Below are 18474 nucleotides of genomic sequence, written 5' to 3'. Positions count from 1 at the left end.
ACCTCGTGGGTGAAACCCCGGCCGTCACGCGGCGCCGAGGCCGGTCGGCGTCGGGCGCAGCGTCACGGTCGTGGGCGTGACCGGCGGCGTCGGCGGCTCGGCCGACCTGGCCGGTTCGGTGGTGGTGGCCGCGGTGCTCGTCGTGGTCGTGACCAGGAGGACCGTGCGCGGGTCGGTCGTGGTGACCGGCGTCGACGTCGTGGTCGGGTCCAGGTCGCGCGGCTCGGCCGGCGCGGTCGAGCCGGTCGGCTCCACCCGCGGCGGGACGGAGGTGGACGTCGTCGTCGGCGCCGGACGCCCCGCCTGCTCCACCCTCGTGCGCACGACCCGCCGCGCGTCGGCCGGCGGCGGCGACGTCGCGCTGGTCGCCGTGCCGGTCATCGTCGTGGTCGCTCCGGTCGAGCACAGGGCCAGCACGTTCTCGCCGGGCGCGCCGTCCGGGCCGGACTGCACCAGCGCCGGGCCGGGCGCGCCGGTGAACGTGCCCGCCAGCACCCCGAACAGGCCGACGGCCGCGGCCGAGGTGGCGGCCGCCAGCGCCAGCTTCACCCGGCCGGTGAGCCACGCGGCCTTGCCCAGCACCGCCGGGCCGAGCACCGCGGGACCGAGCGCCACGGGGCCGAGCACCGCCGGCCCCAGCAGCGCGGTCGCGGCCACCGGCACGGCGATGCTCGCCGCGTGCGCCCGCAACGTCGAGCACACCTCGACCAGCTCGGCGTGCAGCGCGTTGCAGGAGGAGCAGGTCCGCAGGTGCGCGCGGATGCGCCGGTGCTCGGCGCCCTGCGAGCCGCCCGCCGTGTAGGCGCCCAGCTTCGCGACCACGGAGCTGCACGCGCGCGGCCCGGCGTCCTCGGCCAGGTGCGCCTGGAGGTAGGCCGCCCGCAGCCCCTCGCGGGCGCGGCGGGCCAGCGCCGCCATCGCGTTCGGGCTCAGGCCGAAGTGCGGCGCGACCGCGGCCGGCCGCTCGCCCTCCACCTCGACCTGCCACAGCACCGTGCGCCACCGCTCGGGCAGGCTGGTGAACGCGCGGGAGATCAGCGCGTGCTCCGGCCGGTTCGCGGTGACGTCCGGGAACGGCTCGACCCGCAGGCTCAGCTCCTCGTCCGCCACCGGCACGTCCCGCCGCCGCCCGCTCCACTCCCACGCCACCCGGCGCGCGACGGTCAGCAGGTAGGTGCGGACGTGCTCGGTGGGCCCGTTGCCCCGGCGGATCGCCTGGAACACGCGGAAGAACGCCTCGGCGGTCAGGTCGTCGGCTTCGGCGTGCTCGCGCACGTGCCGGAGGGCGAACCGGCGAACGGCGTCGGCGTGGCGGGTGAACAGCTCGCCGAACGCGCCGTCGTCGCCCGCCCTGACCCTGGCGAGCAGTTCCAGGTCGACATCGGCATCTCCGGCCATCCCGCCCCGGCACCTCCCGCCCCGCCTGTGGTCCAGTGGTCAAGATGCCACAGTCGGCTGGTCCCGGCCCGAAGTGATAGCGAGCCGATACCGAACACCCGACGGGTGGTGTCGACCGTTCGGCCTAGTCAGAGCACCTGCGCACCGCGGCGGGAGCGCTCGCGGTCGGTGACGGGGCGGTCACGGGTGGGCGTCAGCTGGTGGCCGACCGCGCTGCGGACCGCCCGCCGACGAGTAGTCTCCTGCCGCGTGGTCGATTGGCGCACAAGGGCTTCCGCCCTCCTCCCCGAGCTGAGCGCCGTTGTCGAGCGCGAGTCCTGGTCCTGCCACGTGTTCCTGTCCGAGTTGTGGCAACTCGCGCTGGAGGCCCACCGCGACGGCGACCGCGAGGCGCTCGGCCGGGTGTACGGCTTCGCGCACTGGTGCTTCCGGCAGCCCGAGCGGTTCCTGTCCGACGCGTCCGTGGTCAGCTTCTACGAGCACGTGTTCGACGAGTGGGAGCTGCGCGACGAGGTGGCGCCGTGGCTGCCCGCCGAGGTCGTCGACCGGGTCAGGCCCCTGTGGGAGTGGCGCTGGTCGAAGGAGCGGTTGATCGAGGTCGACCGGTTGCTGGCGCGATCGGGACCCCCCGTCGAAACCCGGTTCGAGAGTGGTCTATAGTGGTCTCCAACAGGCGGATGTAGCGCAGTTGGTAGCGCATCACCTTGCCAAGGTGAGGGTCGCGAGTTCGAGTCTCGTCATCCGCTCTCCGAAAGGCCCCCGGTGTCGCACCGGGGGCCTTTCGCGTGTGCGCCACGGCACGCGCCGACGATCACCATTAGGTTTGGCGGCGAAGGGTTTCCTCGTCGAAGACGGAGTTGTAGACATGGCCACCACCCGCAAGGCGACCACGCGCTGGGAAGGCAACCTGCTGGAGGGCAAGGGCAACGTCGCCCTTGAGTCGTCCGGCGTCGGCACGTTCGACGTGAGCTGGCCGTCCCGGGCCGAGGCGGCGAACGGCAAGACCAGCCCCGAGGAGCTGATCGCCGCCGCGCACTCGTCCTGCTACTCGATGGCGCTGTCGCACGGCCTCGCGCAGGCGGGCACCCCGCCGCAGCAGGTCGAGACCTCGGCCGAGGTGACGTTCCAGCCCGGCACCGGCATCACCGGCATCCACCTGACCGTCACCGCGGTCGTGCCGGGGCTGGACGCGGAGGGCTTCGCGGCCGCGGCCGCGAACGCCAAGGAGAACTGCCCGGTCAGCAAGGCGCTGGCCGGCACCGAGATCACGCTGACGGCCAACCTCCAGGCGTGACCCGGCTCGCCGGATGAGCTCTGGTACCGGTCAGATACCCGAAGTGTCAGGCCGGTACCAGTTGTCCGCGAGGATTTGACCCCAATGAGTGAGGCCGGTAGTCGTTGGGGATGCTCACGGCGTTGGGTGGACCCGGCCGGCTCGCGTTCGGCGCCCTGATCGGCGCGGCGGTGGCCGCGCTGTTGGCGGCGCACGGGAGCACGGCCAAGCCGCCGCGCGGCCTGGAGCCGACCGGTGGCGGCGAGGTCGTGGTCGTCAAGCGCAGCGAGCAGCCGGGCCGCACGACCCCCACGACCGGCACGACGTCGGCCGGCACCAGGTCAAGCGACCGGTCGAGCACCACGTCGGCGTCCTCGACCACGACCACCACGACGACGAGCACCACCGTCACCACCACCACGTCGTCCACGACGACCACCACCACCGCGCGGCCGACCACGACGACGACCACGACGCGGCGTCCCACCACCACCACGACGACCACGACGACGACCCGCAGACCGTGCGGGTTCATCTTCTGCTGACTCGCCCGGCAACGGATAACCGAACGTGTTTTGGCAAGATCGGGGCGTGACGTCCAGCCAGGTGCCCACCCAGCCCCAGCGAACCAACGACACGCCCACGATCCGCGTGCGGCCCATCGCCGCCGTGCGGGAGCCCGCTTGGCCCACCGCCGAGCCGATGACCGCGACCAACCTCGCGCCGGTCGCGGCGGCGACCACGAAGTTCGAGCCGGTGTCCGGCAGGTCGAACGGCACGCTCAACGGCCACAGCAACGGCAACGGCCACACCAACGGTCACGGCCACAGCAACGGCAGGCTCGTCGACGCGCTCAAGGGCAGGCTCGACGGAGCCGCCGACGCACCGCCCGCCACACTCGCACCGCCCGCCACCGCCACCGCGCCGGCACCCGCCGCAGCCGGGCCCACCGCCAACGCACTCGGCGCACCAGCTCCCACGCCCGCCGCACCCGCGCTCGCCGCCAACGCACCTGCGCCCGCCGCACCCGCACCTGTGACCAACGCACCCGCGCCCGCGCCCGCCGCCAACGCACTAGGCGCACCCGCGCCCGTCGCGCCCACGCCGGCCGCCGGCGCACTCGGCACCAGCGCACTCGGCGCACCCGTCCTCACCAGCGTGCCCCCTGCGCCCGCCGCGCCCACGTTCGCGCCGGCCGACCCGCCCACCACGTCGTTCTTCGCGCCCGCCGGTCCGTCCGCCGCGTCGCCCTTCGCGCCCGCGCCCGCCGACCGGACCGCGGCGTTCGCACCCGTGCCGCCCGTGACCGCGCCCGCCGACCCGCCCGCCGCCGAAGCGCTCGCGCCCGTCGCCACGCCACCCGCGCCCGGCGCGGCGCCCGTCACCGAGCCCGCCGAAGCACCGGCACCGGCGCCCGCCGCGACCGCCGCCGCCAAGCCGACGCCGCCCGCCACCTCGCGCAGCAAGTTGCGCCGGATCGCGCGCCGCATCGTCGGACCCACCCTGCTCACCAGGAAGAACTGAGGGCGGCCCGCAGCCGGGGACCGCCCCGCTTCCCGCGCGGTCCCCGGCTACGCGCTCTGCGCCCGCGCGTACTGGCCACCGGTCCGGAGCAGCTCGTCGTGCGAGCCGATCTCCGCGATCCGACCGTCCTCCATCACCACGATGCGGTCGGCGTTGCGGATCGTGGACAGCCGGTGCGCCACCACGAACACCGTGCGGCCGTGCACCAAGCGGGCCAGCGCCTGCTGCACCAGCGCCTCGGACCTGTTGTCCAGCGCGGAGGTCGCCTCGTCCAGCACCAGCACGCGCGGGTCGCGGATCAGCGCCCGGGCGATCGCCAGCCGCTGCTTCTGGCCGCCGGACAGCCGCGCGCCGCGCTCGCCGACCACGGTGTCCAGCCCGGTCGGCAGCCGGTCGATGAACTCCAGGGCGTTCGCGTCGGCCAACGCCCGCCGCACCACGTCCTCGGGCACGTCGTCCAGGCCGTAGGTGACGTTGTCCCGGATCGTGCCCTCGAACAGGATCGACTCCTGCGGCACCACCGACACGAACCGGCGGTAGCTGCGCAGGTCCAACGCCTCCATGTCGACACCGTCGAGCAGGATGCGGCCCTCGGTCGGCCGCAGGAACCCGATGACCAGGTTCACCGCCGTCGACTTGCCCGCGCCGGACGCGCCGACCAGCGCGATCGTCTCGCCCGGCCGCACGTCGAGGGTGAAGTCGCTGACCGAGTTCCGCGCGGACTCCGGGTAGGCGAACCCGACGTCCTCGAACCGCACGCCGCCGTGCACGACGTCGACCTGCGCCTTGCCCGCGTTGTGCTCCAGGTCCGGCGCCTGGAGCACCTCGCCGAGCGAGCGCACCGACTCCAAGCCCTTGCTGATCAGCGGTGTCAGGCTCATCAACGTGGTGACCGCGCCGGTCAGGGAGGCGAAGTAGGCGCTGAGCATGACCACGTCGCCCGGTGTGACGGACAGCCGGCCGTGGTAGGCGGCCAGGGCCGCGCCGGCGAGGCAGCCGACGCCGAGGGCGTTGAGCAGGATCCACGCCAGCGCGCCGAAGCGGACGTTGAGGCCGTCCAGCTTCATGCCGGCGGCGAAGACCTGGCGCAGCGTGCCGTCCATGCGGTCGAGGGCGGTGCTCTCCAGGCCGTGCGCGCGGGTGATCGGGATGAGCGTGGTCATCTCGCCGACCCGCGACGACAGCTGCTCGACCTCCTGGCGGAACGACTCGTTGTACGCGCGCAGCCGGCCGCGCAACCACATCACCAGCACCGCCGCCGCGGGCACGACCAGCAGGAACACCGGCAGGAACGCGGGCGCGCTCAAGCTGATCACGACCAGCGCGCCGATCAACGTCGCCAGCGCCGAGAGGCCCTGGTCGCCGACCTGCTGGGTGGACGTCTCGATGCTCTCGACGTCCCGGATGACCTTCGTCTGCAGCACGCCGGCGCTGACCCGGGCGTGGTAGCCGATGGACAGCTGCTGCATCCGCCGGCTCAGCGCCGACCGCATCCGCATCCCCGTCCGGCGCGCGCTGCCGTACCACCAGCGCGTGTAGAGGACCGCGAACGGGTAGTTCAGCACGAGCGTGACCAGCAGCAACCCCGCGCCGAGCCAGATGCCGGTGACCGGCTTGCGCTCCACGACGACGTCGATGACGTGGGCGGTGATGACCGGGGTGAGCCAGGTGGGGCTGTGCTTGACGAAGAACGCGCCGGCGCCGAGGCCGAGCTTCGCGCGGTCGTCGCGGAAGAGGTAGAGGAGGGTGCGGATGGGGTGCTCGCCGCGGTAGCGGTGGTCGAGCGGACCGTGGGGCATGGTGCGGGGGCTCCTGCGAACGGGGGTCACGAGAAACCCACACCGCGCCGTGTGGGGAGAGCGCTCTCACATCGTAGGTGGCCGGTCCACCCCATTTGCCCTGGCCGGGCGGGTAAGGACACCTGCCCGAACCACCTACCGCTGCGGAGTCCGAAGGACGTCCGGCGGTTGTTCAACGCCGTCGAGCAGGCGCAAACCGGCGGTAGTACGCCGCGTGTCGCTACCACTACGGGAAGTGACAGCGGCCGGCCCGGTCGGGAGGTGCGGATCGGTCGGGTGTCGCGCTCGCCACTGCGGGCACCGGCGGGCGGGTGCCGGTGGGGACACCCGCCCGGTCGGTCAGTAGCCGAACACCAGCCGGTAGGCGATCTCCGGGTCGAACGTGCCCGCGGGCGTGTTCGGCGCGGTGCCGCAGTTGCCGTCGGAGTCGCCGGGGACCTTGACCCACAGCAGCATCTCCGCGCCGCCGCCGGTCTGGGCGGTCGCGCCGAGCTTGCGCTGACCCGGGTTGCACCACTCGCCGTTGGACCCGTTGCCGTTGCGGCTGGTGTCGATGACGAAGGCCTTGGTGTAGCCGGGCAGGGAGCCGTTCACCGAGTTGCCGTAGGACGCGGACTCGGTCGTCGGGTAGTAGTTGGAGACGTTGATCGCGAACCCGCGCACGTTGCGCACGCCGGCCGCGTCCAACCGGCCCGCCATGGTGTTCGCGGGCACCCAGCGGGCGTTGCCCGCGTCCAGGTAGGCCCACGTGTTCGGCGCGCGGTCGCGGAACTGCTCGGTGGCGTAGCGGATCATCGCGTTGCGCGCGGTGACGGCGTCGGGCGTCATGCAGTTGAAGTCGGCCAGCGAGTCCGGCTCGATCACCACGACGGCGGGGCGCGTGCCGATGGCCGACGCGAAGTTCGAGATCCACGCCCGGTAGGCCTCGGGTGATCCCGCGCCACCACCGGAGTGCCCACCGCACGCGTCCCGGCCGGGGATGTTGTAGGCGACGAGGACCGGCAGCTTGTCGGCCGCGTCGGCGGCGGCCACGTAGTTCCCGACGGCCGTGCGGATGTCACCGCTCCAACTGCCGAACCACCGCGCCATCGGCTTGGTGGAGAGGGACGACCTGATGGCCGACGTGCGGCCGTCGTTGGGGTTGTTGCGCACCCAGACGGCGGGGTTCGAGTTGGGGTCGACGTAGAAACCGCTGGTCAGGCCGATCGGGCTGGCGGCATTCGCCTGGCCCGGGACGACCAGCACGGCGAGCAGGGCGAGCACTGTCGCGGTCAAGCGCATCGACGATCCTTCCGCTCGGTCCACGCGGCGGCGGCCCATCGATCAAAGCACTCACCCGGCGTGTGGGGAACATCGCACTCGGGGAGCCCTCACGCCCCGCTCGGCTTTCGTCACACGGCCCGTTCCACGTGCTGTTCGGTGGCCGGGCACCGACCGGAGGGTGCAACGGCCGGCAACGACCGCATCACAAGTGCCGTACGCCCGCACCCGCCACGGACGCATAAGCAACAATGGCGCTCGCGCGGCAACCCCTGGAGGAGCGGAATGTCCTGGCAAGAGGACCTGGCAGAGCTGGACCGCACATTGGCGGAGGGTCGGATCAGCGCCGACGACTACCGCCGACGCCGGGATGAACTCCTCGCCGCCGCCTCGGGTGGCGGCCCGGCCGCACCGCCCAACAGCGGCCCGTTCGCACCCCCCGTGCGGTGGGACGCGGTGCCGCCGTCGCCGCCGAACCAGAACCCCGAGGCCACCCAGATCGTCACGCCCGGCGCGCAGCAGCAGGCGAACCCGGACCGGACGCAGGTGGTCAGCCAGCGGCCGGCCGACGCCGACCGCACCCAGTACGTGACCCCCATCGCGCCGCCGCAGCACCAGATGCCGCCGCCGCAGCAACAGCAGCAGCAGGGTGGCTGGCAGTCCGGCCCGCCGTCGAGCACGCCGCCGTGGGGTGGCGACAACTACAGCCCGATCGGCGACGCCAACCCGAGCTGGATCGCGCAGGGCCCCGAGGTCTTCGACGACAGCGGCAGCGGCAAGGGCAAGGTCATCGGGATCGTGGTGGCCGTCGTGCTGCTCGCGGGCATCGCGTTCGGCGCCTACTGGATCTGGGGGCGCGGCGAGTCGTCGTCCACGGCCGGTGGCAGCACCACCGGGACGACCGCGCCCACGACCACCACGTCGCAGCCGCCGCCGGACCCGCTGCCCCTCGGCGACATCCCCGGCAAGGTCGCCACGAACAAGGCGGTGACCGACTTCACCGCGGTCCCGAACCTCAAGTACCTGCTGGACTCGGAGGCCGCGCTCTACACGACCGCGGGCGCCACCAAGACCAAGCTGACCCAGTTCACCCTGGACGACGGCTCCAAGGGCATCATCCTGATCGTGCAGGGCGCCGACGCCGCGTCCGCCGCGGCGGCCGTGCTCGGCCTGCACAACACCCAGATCAACAACGGCATGACGCAGGTCACGGGTAGTCCCACCGGCGTGGTGGCCGGCCAGATCGACGCGAAGGACCCGGCGCTCGCCCGCGTCCGCGGCCACTACAGCAGCAAGGACCTGATCATCCGGGTCGACGTGGCCTCGTCCACGCTCACCGCCGCGCGCAAGGGTTTCGACGAGGCCCTGGAAGCCGAGCTCGAGGTGCTCCCCGCCGATGGCTGACCCGCGCAACGCCGGCGGCGCCGTCACCGCGTGCACCGTCGTCGCCCGCAACTACATGCCCGCCGCGCGCGTCCTCGCCGCGTCGTACCTCGAACACCACCCGGACCACGAGTTCGTGATCGCGGTGATCGACGCGCCACGCGGTTCGGGCGAGCGGCAGGGCCGGTTGCGCACGGTCGGCCCCGAGGCCGGCGGCATCGACGCGGACGACTACCTGCGCATGGCCACGGCCTACAACATCACCGAGCTGGCCACGGCGGTGAAGCCGTACCTGCTGCGCGAGCTGCGGGCGCACGCCGACGTGGTGATCTACCTGGACCCGGACATCCAGGTCTTCGCGCCGATGCCGGAACTGGCGGAGCTGGCCCTCGCGCACGGCATCGTGCTCACGCCGCACTTCCTCACCCCGCTGCCGCGTGACGGCAAGGACCCGAGCGAAGCCGCGATCATGGGCGCCGGGATCTTCAACCTCGGTTTCGTGGCCACCGGTCCCGGTTCGGAGCCGTTCCTGGACTTCTGGGCCGAGCGGCTGCGCCACGACGCGATCGTCGCGCCGGAGAAGCAGCTGTTCACCGACCAGCGGTGGGTCGACCAGGTCCCCGCGCTGTTCGGGAACACCGTGCTGCGCGACCCCGGCTTCAACGTCGCCTACTGGAACATCCACGAGCGCCCGGTCGAACGCGACGCGGACGGCGTGCTGACCGCGGGCGGCCACCGGCTGCGGTTCTTCCACTACAGCGGGTACCGGCCGGAGAAGCCGTGGCTGCTGTCCCACCACACGCCGAACCGGCCGCGCGTGGTGCTGTCCGAGCACCCCACCGTCCGCGAGCTGTGCGACGGCTACCGCGCGGCCTTGCAGGGCAACGGTTACGCCGAGACGCTGGAGTCGATCCCGTACGGCTTCGCGAAGATGGCCGACGGCACGAAGATCAGCCCGGCCATGCGCACCCTGTACCGGGACGCGTGGGTGAAGGCCGAGCGCGAGGACGCCCACGGCCTGGCCGGCAACCGCAGGACCCCGGTCCCGCCGCACGCGTTCGACGCCGACGGCGGCGAGGCGCTGCGCCGGTGGCTCGCCGGTCCGCCCGACGACGCGCCCGTCGGCACCACGCTGAGCCGCCTCGTGCACGCGGTGTGGGAGTCGCGCCCCGACCTGAGGACCGCGTTCCCGCTGCCGCACAGCCGTGACGCCGCGCCGTTCCGCTCCTGGTGCGCGAGCTCCGGCGTGACCGAGGCGTCGCTGCCGGCGTGGGCGCTGCCCGCCGAGCCGGTCGAGCCGTCCGAGCCGTCGGACGAGTTCGGCGTCAACGTGGTCGGCTACCTGACCGCGGAGCTGGGCGTCGGCGAGATGGCACGGCTGGTGCACGACGCGATCCGCGAGTCCGGCGTGCCGGTCGTCTCGGTGGTCGAGGACCAGCTGGTGTCCAACCGCACGGGCCTGGCCGAGCCGGGCACGGTCGGCCGGCCGCGGTTCCCGATCAGCCTGCTGTGCGTGAACGCCGACCAGACGCGCGCGGTGCTGGACCACCAGCCGCACGTCGGCCACCACCGCTACCGGATCGGCCTGTGGGCCTGGGAGCTCGAGGAGTTCCCCGGCGAGATGCACCACGCGTTCGACCTGGTCGACGAGGTGTGGACGGTCAGCGAGTTCTGCCGCGACGCCATCGCCAAGCACACGTCGGTGCCGGTGAAGGCGATCCCGGTGCCCGTGCGCGACCCCGGCGCGGTGTCCCGGCCGGAACGCCGGCCCGGCGACCCGGTGCAGTTCCTGTTCGCGTTCGACTTCTTCAGCATCGGCCAGCGCAAGAACCCGTGGGGCCTGGTCGAGGCGTTCCAGCGGGCCTTCGAGGGCCGCGACGACGTGCGCCTGGTGCTCAAGGCGATCAACGGCGACAAGAACCCGCACACCGCCGAGCGGCTGCGGGTGAGGGTCATGGACGACCCGCGGATCGAGCTGGTCGAGCGCTACCTGTCGGTGCGGGAGCTGGACGAGCTGTACGCGTCGAGCAGCGCCTACGTCTCGTTGCACCGCAGCGAGGGCTTCGGCCTCACCGTGGCCGAGGCGATGGCGCGGGCCATGCCGGTGATCTCCACCGACTACTCCAGCACCGCGGAGTTCCTGAACGCGAAGACCGGCTGGCCGGTGCCGGCCAAGCTGGTGCCGGTGGGTCCGGGCAACCACCCGTACCCGGCGAGCGCGATGTGGGCCGAGCCCGACCTGGACGCCGCCGCCCGCGCCATGCGCGAGGTCGCGGACAACCCGGCCGAGGCCGCCCGCCGCGGTCGTGCGGCCCGGGAGCACGTCCTGCGCACGCGGTCGGTGCGGCGGGCCGCCACGTGGATGGCCGAGCAGCTGCGCGCGGCGTACGAGAGCTGGCAGGGCAGCGGCGGCGCGGGTTACCGGGCCGAGCTGCCGGGCGCGGACCTGCTGCGGCCGTTGCGCGAGTCGAAGCAGGCGTTGCTGTGGCGGGCCGAGGTGGGCGCGGCGTCGCGCATGCCGCTGGCGCCCGCGCTGCGCAAGGCCGTGCTGCGCGCCATCGACCACTACGACGTGCACCAGCGCAAGGTGATGGGCACGCTCGTCGGCGGCGTCGAGGACACGTTGCACAGCGTGGTCGCGCGGCTGGAGGCGGTCGAGTCGAACGTCGAGTCGACGCGCTGGGCGAACGAGGGCCTCAAGACCCGGCTGGCGAGCGTGCAGGACGAGTTCCGCGCCGCCGCCGAGGACAGCGCGGCGACGAACCTGGCGGGCCTGACGAACCTGGAACGGCGGCTCGACAGCACCCTGGAGCGGGTGTGGTCGCGGCTGGAGGACGACGAGCGCGCCACGCACACCCGGTTCGCCGAGCGCGACGAGCGGCTCGACGGCGACGAGCAGCGGATCGCGGACCTGGCCCGGACCCTGTCCGCGGTGCAGGACACGGCACGGCTGCGGCACGCGCCGGTGCCCGCGGGCGCGGACGTGGTGGTGTGCGACGCGGGCGCGTTGCTGCTGCCCGTGGACAACGTCGTGCTGCCGTGGCTCGCCTACCACCGGTCGTGGGAGGTCGAGGAGGCCGACCTGATGGCCCGGCTCGTCGGCGACGGCACGTTCCTCGACATCGGCGCGCACGTCGGCTACCACACGCTGCGCCTGCTCCAGCGGGCCGAGGGCGTCGCGTCGGTCGTCGCGGTGGAGGCCAACCCGGTCAACGCCGAGTACCTGCGCCGCAACGTCGTGGCCAACCTGGGCGCCGAGGGCGCGCGGACCGTCGACGTGCTGCCGGTCGCGGCGTGGGACGAGGACGGCAGCATCCGCCTCGTGCAGGCCGAGGACGACAACAGCGGCGACCACCGGGCGCACGAGCTGTCCGACGAGGGCGCGGGCGGCGTGGTGATCCCCGCGATCCGGCTCGACGGCAGGTCCGAGGTGACCGACCGCCGCGTCACGCTGGTGAAGGTCGACCTCCAGGGCCGCGACCACCGGGCGCTCGCGGGTCTGACCGCCGTGCTGGAGCGCGACCGCCCGCACGTGGTGTGCGAGTTCTGCCCGAGCGCGATCGAGGAGCTGGGCGACGACCCGCTCCAGGTGCTCCTCGGCTACCGCAAGATGGGCTACGCCCCCGTGCCGCTCGGCGCCGACCCGGAGGCCGAGCACGCCGACGACGACCTGGTGCGCCAGGCCAACGCGGTCGACACCGGCTTCGTCACGCTGTGGCTCCGACCACTCTGACCTGAGCGTTCTCGGCGCGGACGGCCGAGCTCCTCACTTACAATCGACGCGGCTCCCACCCACCGGTGGGAGCCGCGTCCATGAGGAGGTTCCGTGTCCGACCGCCGGACGCCGTCGCGCACCTCCCTCCTCGGCACCTTGTCGATCATCGCGCTGCTCGCCGCCGTCGCCCTCGGCGCGTGGGGCCTGTGGGGCGGGCAACCGCTGCCGGCGAGCGCGCGCAACGTGCCGCCGACCGGCGAGGCGGGCCGGCTGGCCGCCGACCCGCTGGCGCTGGCGGACTTCGACTCGGGCACCGAGTCCTACGACTTCGTCCGCGCGTTCCCGGACATGCTCAGGCTCGACTTCCTCAACCGGGCCGAGGTCGCGGTCTACCAGGAGGAAGGGGCGGGCGCGGCGCGGATGACCGTGTCGTCCAAGCGGCCCGAGGGGCGGGTGCTCGTCGCCGTGATCCGGATGGCGGACCGGGACGCCGCGCTGCGGGCCGCCGACCGCCTGGACGAGCTGCAACTGGGCTTCGGCCTGGAGCGGATACCGCCCGAGCACGGCGTCACCCGGGTGACGCGGGTGGTCCGGCACCCGGACGTCGACCCCGCGCCGCGGCCGACCACCCGCGGCTACTACGTGCACCGGGACCTGCTGGTCCGGGTCGAGTTGAACGCCAGGTCGTTCGACCTCACCGCCGAGTTCGGGCCGCTGCTGGCGAGGCAGTTGCGGGCGCTGCCGGCCGATGGCTGAGACGATGACGGCCGTCGGGACCGGCGGCACGACCCCGCCCGGTGTGCGCGTGGTGACCGCGACCGCCGTGTGCCTGCTCGCCTACAGCTACCTGTTCGGCCTGTGGCCGAACCGGCACGACCACCAGGCCGGGCTGGTCGTGGTGGTCCGGAGCTGGGTCAACCAGCCGACCGGGATCGGCGAGGACTTCGGCTTCCTCGGCGTCGCCCTGCTGCTGATGGCGGCCGGGCACGCGGTCGCGGGCGTCGACCGGTGGCCGGCGGCGGTCCGGTTGCTGCGCCGGGTCGTGCCCGCGGTGGTGTGCGCGGTCCTGGTGGGCGTGCTGCTGTCGCTGGTCGGCGCGGAGCCGTTGACCGACGCGGCGGTGACGGCGCCGGTCGCGGCGGTGGCGTCGGCGGGGCTGCTCGTGCTCCTGCTGCGGCCGGTGGAGCGCGGCGCGCCGTGGCTGGCGGTGCTGGTGCAGCTGGAGATCGCCTGCGTGCTGGTGCTGGCGGGCGGCTGGGCCGGCGGCGGTGGTCCGGACGTGCTGCGCCTGCTCGGCCTGGTCGGCGGGCTCCTGCCGCTGACCGCGCTGGGTCAGGTGGCCTGGCAGGTGCGCGCGGGGCGGCTGACCGCGGCGCACGGCTTCGGGCTCGGCCTGCTCGCCGTGGCGCTGCTGGTGCTGGCCGACGGGATGGCGCCGGACCTGGCCGGCTACTGGCGACCGTACGGCGGCGTGCTGGCGCTGCTGTTGTTCCTGATCGCGCTGCCGCGTGGCGCGTCGTTGGCGGCGACCCGCCCGGTGCGCTGGCTGAGCAGCCGCGCGGTGCCGCTGTACGCGTCCGTCCCGGTCGTCGGTTACGCGGTGACCGGCGTGCTGGCGGACGTCGTGCCGCCGACGATCGCCCTGCTGCTCGGCACGGTGTGCGCCGGCGGCGCCGCGGAGGCGCTGCACCGGGGTTCGGAGAAGGTGGCATGACGGCGGACACGCTGGCACGGACCGAGGTCATCCCCAAGAGCGCCGGGTACCTGCACGGCCTCGACCTGCTGCGGGTCATCGCGTCCTGCGCGGTCGTGCTCACCCACCTGATCGCCTGGTTCACGCTGAACGACCGCGAGTTCTGGCTGGCGACGGCGGTCGAGCGCGGCGTCGTCGAGCCGCTGCACCTCAACCCGCGCCTGTCGTTCCTCGGCGTCGCGCTGTTCCTGGTCGTCAGCGGCGTGGTGGTGACGCACGTGGCGAACCGCGAGCGCCCGTTGCAGTTCCTGCGCCGCCGCGTCGTGCGGCTGCTCCCGCTGCTGTGGGTCGTCACGGTCGTCGTGTGGGTGCTGATCAACCTCGGCTTCCGGGTGTCGTCGGCCCGCGAGGCGGACCTCGACCTCGGCGACCTGGTCAGCGGCATGTTCCTGGTCAACTTCCTGCAGACGCCGCAGGTGGCGCTGGTCGCGGTGACGTGGACGCTCCAGGTGCAGGTCGTCTTCTACTGCTACGTCGCGCTGACCATCCCGCTGCTGCGCAAGCGCGCCTGGATTCCGCCGCTGGCCGCCGCGCCGCTGTGCTTCACCGTGCTGCTGGTCGTCGGCCACGTCCCGACCGTGCTCGGTCACGAGATCGGCCAGTTCGCGTCCTACCTGCCGGTGCTGGTGCTCGGGCAGCTGATCTCGCTGGTGCACTCCGGCAAGGTGCACCCGGTCGCGGGCACGGCCATCGGCGCGGTGCACTTCACCCTGTTCGTCTGGGTGGACAAGGTCGGCGGCCACACGGACCAGGGCGACTCGGTGCCGCGCACGCTGCTGGTCGCCGTGCTGCTGACCGTGCTGCTGGTGGCCGCGAGCGGTCCGCTGAGCCGGTCGGCGTTCATCCGCGGCTGGTCGAAGCGGACCTACGCGATCTACCTGATCCACCTCAGCGCGATGTACCCCCTGTACGACACCCTGATGCCCCACCTCGATCCCACGCTGGTGGCGGTGCTGGGCCTGGTGACGACCGCGGTGGCGGCCGAGGCGCTGCACCGCTGGATCGAGATGCCCGCCGATCGGGCGGTCCGCCGCTGGGAACGACGGGGCAGCGCCACCGGCCGCGCGGGATAGTCACGATCCGCCGTCTGATCGAGAGCCTTCCGTTACCATGCTGGGCGGCGGGGAGGCGGCGACGGGGAAGGGGCGGACCCCTGGACGGTCAGACGGCACCGCCGAAGGTCCGCATCGCGTTCATCGACATCGGACGCGGGCTGGCCGCCCTGCTCGTCTTCTACAGCCACATCGCCGAGCAGTGGGTCGCCAAGCGCGAGGTCGGGCCGACACCGGGCATCGACTTCATCGACGCGCTGACCAGCGACCCGATGCACATGGGGTTGCAGGGCATCGGCCAGATCGCGGTGCCGTTCTTCTTCCTGGTCAGCGGGTTCGTGGTGACGCCGATCGCGCTGCGGCAGGGCCGGCGCCGGTTCGGCCTCAACCGGGTGGTCCGGGTCTACATCCCGATGACGTTCGTGGTGCTGCTGACCGCCGCGGTGATCCTGCTCGGCGCGCGGACGCTGATCGGCGCGGAGGAGCCGACGATCACCTGGTGGACCGTCCTCACCAACTCGCTGGTGATCAACTACCTGATCGTGCCGCAGGTGGTGATGGTCGGCGTCGCGTGGACGCTGGTCGTCGAGGTCGTGTTCTACCTCCTGCTGGTGGTGCTGCTGCCGGTGATGCGGCGCTGGACGTGGCTCGCCATCGGCGTGCAGCTGACGTTCGTGTTCGTGGTGATGATGAGCGCCCGCGAGTTCGGCGCGTCGTGGGCGCTGTTCGCGGTGAACGTGTCGTACCTGCCCATCCCGATCATCGGCCAGATCATCTGGGCGACCACGAGCAAGCGCGTGCCGCTGTGGCTGGGCGGGGTGTACGTCGGCATCGCGTGGTCGCTGTACGTGCTCGCCGAGTTCCTGAAGCTCGGCCGGCTCGACACCTCGTACAACCTCGCGCTGGCGTTCGCGCTGCTGTTCTTCATGGCCGGGTACTTCGCGGAGTCGCGGCTCAAGGAGCGCAAGGTCTGGATCCTGCTCTCCGAGCGCAGCTACTCGATCTACCTGCTGCACGGTCTCGTGGCGTTCGTGACGCTGGACCTGATCCGGCCGACCGTGCCGCTGCTGCTGGCGATCCCGCTCGCGGTGGCCCTGACGTTCGGCGTGGTGGAGCTGAGCTACCGGTACGTGGAGAAGCCGAGCCACGCGCTGGCCCGGAAGCTGTCCCGCAAGCCCGCGCCCGTGCCCGAGCCGGAAGCGGAGCTCGAAGCGGAGGCGGCCGAAGCCGAGTTCGAGGACGACGGGATCGAGGACGGGCTCGACGACGGGTTCGACGACGTCGAGGACGCCGACTGGCCGGACGAGTCCGAGGAGCCGGACGAACCCGCGCCCGTGCGGGAGGACCCGACCGAGATCATCCGCCCGGTCCGCTCGCGCACGCCACCACCCCGGCGCACGCCACCCCGCACCCCACCGCAGGGCACCCCGCTCCAACGCACCCCGCCTCCGCGCACGCCACCCCGGGGCATGCCGGTCAACGGCGCACCCGTGAACGGCGCACCGCCCAGGGGAGTTCCGGTTCCCGGCACACCGCCGCGCGGCCTGCCGGTCAACGGCACACCGCCGCGCAGCGCACCGGTCAACGGCACGCCGGCTCGCGGCACACCCGTCAACGGCTCACCCGTCAACGGCTCACCGGTCAACGGCTCACCGGTCAACGGCTCTCCGGTCAACGGCGCGCCGCCGAGGGGCGCGGCCAACGGGTCACCGGCCAACGGGTCACCGGTCCCCGGCACACCCCCGCGCGGCACGCCGGCCCAGCGCACACCGGCCCTACCCCCGCCGCGCCCGCCCGCGCCACGGCCGACACCCCCGCCCTCACCCCCGCCGGTCGAGGACGCGACCCAGTACCTGCCCGCCGCGGTCTGGCCGGTCGAGGAGCCCGAAGCCGACGAGGCGCCCACGCCCGGGCGCCGGCGCCTGCGCGAGGACAGCGGGCCCGCGGTGACGGTCGCGGCGCTGCTCGCCAACCACGCCAAGGAGAACGGCCACCACCGCTAGCGCGGCTGCTTCGCCATCTCCTCGGCGATGATGTCGATGACCGGTGGTTCGAGCACCGGGTCCAGCCCGCTGACGAGGAGCCGCTCGGCCGCTTCCAGCACCACGACGTCGTTGGCCGCGAGGGCGCGGGCGACCTCGCGCGGGTCGTGGGTGAGGCGTTCGACGTGCACCATCGTCAAGTCGGTGAAGCAGGCCACCAGGTACTGCGCCGCGTAGTAGGCGAACGAGTCGCCGAGCAATCCCACCTTGGCGGTCGCCACGCCCTTCGCCGGCGGCTGCGTGAACCGCTGCGGCTTGGGGTCGGGCGCGATCTCGTGGTTGCGCACCGTCCTGCCGTCGGGCGCGAGGTCGTAGGACTGGATCGGGTCGGTCGCGGTCCGACCCAGCAACGGCGCCAGGTCGCCCTCGCGGTCGACCACCTTCGTCGGCTCGACCTTCCAGTCCCGGGACGTGTTCGGCTTGACGGTGTCGGTGATGACGCGGGCCATCACGAGGCTGCCCTCGTGGGTCCAGTGGCTGTCGTACTTCGGGTAGGGCAGGCGGTCGGTCAGCTCGGCGGTCTCCTCGATCCGCGACCGCAGGTCGAGCGCGCCCGTCTTGCCGATCCCCCGCCAGAACTCGTCGCGCGCCTTGTTGAAGCAGTCCTTGCCGTAGAACTTCGACGGCAGGTAGTCGGGCACCATCGTGCTCTTGTTCGGCGCGACGATCAGCAGGAACCGCCGCCCCGACGACTCGACCGCGGCGCGCAGGCGGGCCAGCCGGGCGTGCACCTCGGCGACCGGCATCACCGGGTCGCACGCGCCCTCGACGTCCGCGCCGAGGAACAGCCAGTCGTCCTTGCCCTCGATCACGTCGACGAACGCCGTCGGGTCGGGCAGATCCGCGGACGGGTCCTTCGGCGGCGTCGGCACCGGGCCGACCACGTCCTGCCGCCGGTCGAGGTCCGGCGCCTCGCCGAAGACGCCGCGGCTGATGCCGTTCGCGGCGGCCACGGCCTTGTCGCGCAGCGGCACGTGGTCGCTCGCCCACGCGTTGAGCCCGGTGAAGAAGCCCCAGCCGTCGGTGATCGACGGGAACTCGGCGAGCTTGCGGTTCTCGAACTCCGCCGGGCGCACGCCGACGACCAGCAGCAGGGCGGGCGCGCAGAAGAAGAGGACCGCGAGGGTGAGCGCGGTGCGCTGGCGGCCGCTGTGCCGAGGGCGGTAGAGGGCGTGCTCGCGGGGTAGCAGCGACTCCGGCACCGCCGGGAGGCTCTTGGGCGGGTCGGTGCTCACGCCGAACAGCGTAGCCGGCGCGCACATCACCTGTTAGTGG

Annotated in this window: 14 protein-coding genes and 1 tRNA gene; 10 read left to right on the top strand and 5 right to left on the bottom strand. The window is 73.0% G+C overall.

Annotated elements, in window-relative coordinates; genetic code table 11:
* Positions 1-24 precede the first annotated feature (24 nt).
* The gene (locus tag ACQPYE_RS00385) at positions 25-1398 is read right to left on the bottom strand and encodes a sigma-70 family RNA polymerase sigma factor (RefSeq protein ID WP_498718499.1); all 1374 of its coding nucleotides are present in this window, start codon (positions 1396-1398) and stop codon (positions 25-27) included.
* 249 nt (positions 1399-1647) lie between these two features.
* Here ACQPYE_RS00385 and ACQPYE_RS00380 point away from each other — a divergent pair, with 249 nt between their 5' ends.
* From ACQPYE_RS00380 to ACQPYE_RS00370, 3 genes are all read left to right on the top strand, one after another.
* On the top strand, positions 1648-2058 hold the full coding sequence (locus ACQPYE_RS00380; RefSeq protein ID WP_498718498.1) for a DUF7674 family protein: 411 nt from the start codon (positions 1648-1650) through the stop codon (positions 2056-2058).
* 13 nt (positions 2059-2071) lie between these two features.
* A tRNA-Gly gene (locus ACQPYE_RS00375) sits at positions 2072-2144 on the top strand.
* 119 nt (positions 2145-2263) lie between these two features.
* A complete protein-coding gene (locus ACQPYE_RS00370; protein WP_498718497.1) occupies positions 2264-2692 on the top strand; it encodes an OsmC family protein in 429 nt (142 codons plus the stop codon).
* Positions 2693-2738: 46 nt separating this feature from the next.
* Here the strand turns inward: ACQPYE_RS00370 and ACQPYE_RS00365 are convergent, their stop codons facing one another.
* Positions 2739-3206 carry a hypothetical protein gene (locus ACQPYE_RS00365; protein WP_498718496.1) on the bottom strand — a complete coding sequence of 156 codons (468 nt, stop codon included), beginning with the start codon at positions 3204-3206 and terminating at the stop codon, positions 2739-2741.
* 56 nt (positions 3207-3262) lie between these two features.
* Between ACQPYE_RS00365 and ACQPYE_RS00360 the strand changes: the two genes are divergently transcribed.
* The gene (locus ACQPYE_RS00360) at positions 3263-4195 is read left to right on the top strand and encodes a hypothetical protein (protein ID WP_498718494.1); all 933 of its coding nucleotides are present in this window, start codon (positions 3263-3265) and stop codon (positions 4193-4195) included.
* Positions 4196-4242: 47 nt separating this feature from the next.
* On the opposite strand, the gene ACQPYE_RS00355 is transcribed toward ACQPYE_RS00360, so the two are convergent.
* Positions 4243-5994 carry an ABC transporter ATP-binding protein gene (locus ACQPYE_RS00355; RefSeq protein ID WP_498718493.1) on the bottom strand — a complete coding sequence of 584 codons (1752 nt, stop codon included), beginning with the start codon at positions 5992-5994 and terminating at the stop codon, positions 4243-4245.
* Between the two features lie 339 nt (positions 5995-6333).
* Positions 6334-7275 (bottom strand): glycoside hydrolase family 6 protein, encoded by a 942-nt coding sequence (locus ACQPYE_RS00350; RefSeq protein ID WP_498718492.1) that lies wholly within the window; start codon positions 7273-7275, stop codon positions 6334-6336.
* A 264-nt stretch (positions 7276-7539) separates the two neighbouring features.
* Here ACQPYE_RS00350 and ACQPYE_RS00345 point away from each other — a divergent pair, with 264 nt between their 5' ends.
* The 6 genes from ACQPYE_RS00345 to ACQPYE_RS00320 all read left to right on the top strand — a co-directional run bounded on the left by ACQPYE_RS00345 (position 7540) and on the right by ACQPYE_RS00320 (position 17160).
* Complete coding sequence (locus ACQPYE_RS00345; protein WP_498718490.1) at positions 7540-8658, top strand: hypothetical protein; 1119 nt, start codon at positions 7540-7542, stop codon at positions 8656-8658.
* Positions 8651-12370 carry an FkbM family methyltransferase gene (locus ACQPYE_RS00340; protein WP_498718489.1) on the top strand — a complete coding sequence of 1240 codons (3720 nt, stop codon included), beginning with the start codon at positions 8651-8653 and terminating at the stop codon, positions 12368-12370. Before ACQPYE_RS00345 ends, ACQPYE_RS00340 begins: the two co-directional genes overlap by 8 nt.
* Positions 12371-12463: 93 nt before the next feature.
* Positions 12464-13108 carry a hypothetical protein gene (locus ACQPYE_RS00335; RefSeq protein ID WP_498718488.1) on the top strand — a complete coding sequence of 215 codons (645 nt, stop codon included), beginning with the start codon at positions 12464-12466 and terminating at the stop codon, positions 13106-13108.
* Entirely contained in the window at positions 13101-14066 is a 966-nt protein-coding gene (locus ACQPYE_RS00330) for a hypothetical protein (RefSeq protein WP_498718487.1), read from the top strand. Before ACQPYE_RS00335 ends, ACQPYE_RS00330 begins: the two co-directional genes overlap by 8 nt.
* Positions 14063-15178, top strand: coding sequence for an acyltransferase family protein (locus ACQPYE_RS00325; RefSeq protein ID WP_498718486.1), 1116 nt, complete (start codon positions 14063-14065; stop codon positions 15176-15178). Before ACQPYE_RS00330 ends, ACQPYE_RS00325 begins: the two co-directional genes overlap by 4 nt.
* Entirely contained in the window at positions 15103-17160 is a 2058-nt protein-coding gene (locus tag ACQPYE_RS00320) for an acyltransferase family protein (protein ID WP_498723093.1), read from the top strand. The genes ACQPYE_RS00325 and ACQPYE_RS00320 overlap by 76 nt, the downstream gene beginning before the upstream one ends.
* On the opposite strand, the gene ACQPYE_RS00315 is transcribed toward ACQPYE_RS00320, so the two are convergent.
* A complete protein-coding gene (locus ACQPYE_RS00315; RefSeq protein ID WP_498718485.1) occupies positions 17157-18434 on the bottom strand; it encodes an alginate O-acetyltransferase AlgX-related protein in 1278 nt (425 codons plus the stop codon). The genes ACQPYE_RS00320 and ACQPYE_RS00315 overlap by 4 nt on opposite strands.
* Positions 18435-18474 lie beyond the last annotated feature (40 nt).

Source organism: Actinosynnema sp. CA-299493 (assembly GCF_050946825.1).
GTDB lineage: Bacteria > Actinomycetota > Actinomycetes > Mycobacteriales > Pseudonocardiaceae > Actinosynnema.
Note: the sequence above shows the minus strand (reverse complement) of the source record. Positions and strands in the feature narration are given on the sequence as shown.

Excerpts from the sequence above, each read along its gene's own strand:
- ACQPYE_RS00325 (WP_498718486.1), top strand. The coding sequence starts at position 14,063 with ATGACGGCGGACACGCTGGCACGGACCGAGGTCATCCCCAAGAGCGCC.
- ACQPYE_RS00340 (WP_498718489.1), top strand. The coding sequence starts at position 8,651 with ATGGCTGACCCGCGCAACGCCGGCGGCGCCGTCACCGCGTGCACCGTC.
- ACQPYE_RS00355 (WP_498718493.1), bottom strand. The coding sequence starts at position 5,994 with ATGCCCCACGGTCCGCTCGACCACCGCTACCGCGGCGAGCACCCCATC.
- ACQPYE_RS00330 (WP_498718487.1), top strand. The coding sequence starts at position 13,101 with ATGGCTGAGACGATGACGGCCGTCGGGACCGGCGGCACGACCCCGCCC.
- ACQPYE_RS00385 (WP_498718499.1), bottom strand. The coding sequence starts at position 1,398 with ATGGCCGGAGATGCCGATGTCGACCTGGAACTGCTCGCCAGGGTCAGG.
- ACQPYE_RS00365 (WP_498718496.1), bottom strand. The coding sequence starts at position 3,206 with ATGAACCCGCACGGTCTGCGGGTCGTCGTCGTGGTCGTCGTGGTGGTG.
- ACQPYE_RS00370 (WP_498718497.1), top strand. The coding sequence starts at position 2,264 with ATGGCCACCACCCGCAAGGCGACCACGCGCTGGGAAGGCAACCTGCTG.
- ACQPYE_RS00345 (WP_498718490.1), top strand. The coding sequence starts at position 7,540 with ATGTCCTGGCAAGAGGACCTGGCAGAGCTGGACCGCACATTGGCGGAG.
- ACQPYE_RS00350 (WP_498718492.1), bottom strand. The coding sequence starts at position 7,275 with ATGCGCTTGACCGCGACAGTGCTCGCCCTGCTCGCCGTGCTGGTCGTC.